Genomic DNA, 1,515 nt, shown 5'->3' on the forward strand with positions numbered 1-1,515 from the left:
TGTCCGTCGTCGAATAATTTGAGACTTTTGGGGCTCTGGAAGAATGGAGTTTCCGGCTCGGTTTGCGGATTGATTTAAGCTGCTTTGGCCTGGTGGTTCAAGCGGCGCTGTCTGATGGTGTCGCGTTTGATCCTTTCGCGTTCGAGCAGGATGGTCTGTCCGCGTCCGAAGTAGACGTCGGCCGGAGTGAGATTGTCGAGGCTTTCGTGGTATCGACGATGATTGTAATGCTCGACGAAGGCCGCGATCTGCGCCTCAAGGTCTTCCTTGAAGAAGTAGTTTTCCAGCAGGATGCGGTTCTTCAACGTCTGATGCCAGCGCTCGATTTTCCCTTGTGTCTGCGGATGGCCGGGAGCGCCATGAACCTGGTTGATCTTGTATGTCTCCAGCCATTCACCGAGATCGGAAGCGACGTAACACGGGCCGTTGTCGGACAGCAGGCGCGGCCGGTGTTCGACCTTGACCTTGTCGCAGCCTGAGGCGGCCAGCGCCAAGTCGAGCGTGTCGGTGACGTCGTCCACCTTCATGCTGGTGCACAGCTTCCAGGCAATGATGTAGCGGGAATAGTCGTCGAGAATGGTCGACAGGTAGAACCATCCCCAGCCGATGACCTTCAGGTAGGTGAAGTCGGTTTGCCACATCTCGTTCGGCCGCGTGGTCTTGTCCTTGAACTCGTCGTTGGCCTTGATGACGATATAGGCTGGCGACGTGATCAGATCATGGGCCTTGAGCAGGCGGTAGACCGAAGCCTCTGACACGAAGTAGCTTTCCGTGTCGGTGAACTTCACCGCCAGCTCGCGCGGCGACAGATCGGCGTGGTCCAGCGCCATGGTGACAATGCGATCCCTGATATCGTCAGGAATGCGGTTCCACACCCGTGATGGCGCAGAAGTCCGGTCTTCCAGCCCCTCGACGCCATGGGTCTGGAACCGGTCATACCATCGATAGAAGGTAGGTCTCGGAATGCCGAGCTTTTCGAGTGTCTGCCTGACTGACAAATGCGACTGCTCGACCAGCCGGATGATCTCAAGCTTTTCGGTGGCGGGATATCTCATTCGTCGTCGCCCCCATGCCCGATCATGCTTTTTTTGAGCAGGCGGTTCTCCAGGGTGAGGTCGGCCAGCGCCTCCTTCAGGTCGCGGCTCTCCTTACGCAGCGCCTTCACCTCGTCACTCGTTGCCGAACGGGAGGTATCGCCCGCAAGGCGCTTCTTGCCAGCTTCGAGGAATTCCTTCGACCAGCTATAATACAGGCTCTCGGCGATCCCCTCGCGGCGGCAGATCGCGGCGATGCTGTCTTCGCCACGCAGGCCTTCCAGGACGACACGGATTTTGTCCCCGGCTGAATGGTGCTTGCGCGTGGCGCGGCGGATGTCCTTGATCGTCTTCTCTGCCGCCGATGTCTGCGGCCCGGATTTTTGTCTCATCTTCGCTTCCTGTGAATGAGCTACGATGAGCCGAAAATCCTCTCTTCTCAACTAAGCCAGGTCTGTCTCATGGGCGCTGATGTCGGACA

At 58.0% G+C, this 1,515-nt stretch carries 1 protein-coding gene; it reads right to left on the reverse strand.

The window, feature by feature from the left end:
- Nucleotides 1-74 precede the first annotated feature (74 nt).
- Nucleotides 75-1,426 (reverse strand): IS3 family transposase gene (locus CRO48_RS31500; RefSeq protein ID WP_097143559.1). Its coding sequence is split into 2 segments (ribosomal slippage): nucleotides 75-1,090 and nucleotides 1,090-1,426, totalling 1,353 coding nucleotides; the frame shifts between segments, so codons are not numbered across the junction.
- Nucleotides 1,427-1,515 lie beyond the last annotated feature (89 nt).

The sequence above is a fragment of the Rhizobium subbaraonis genome (assembly GCF_900220975.1).
Lineage (GTDB): Bacteria > Pseudomonadota > Alphaproteobacteria > Rhizobiales > Rhizobiaceae > Mycoplana > Mycoplana subbaraonis.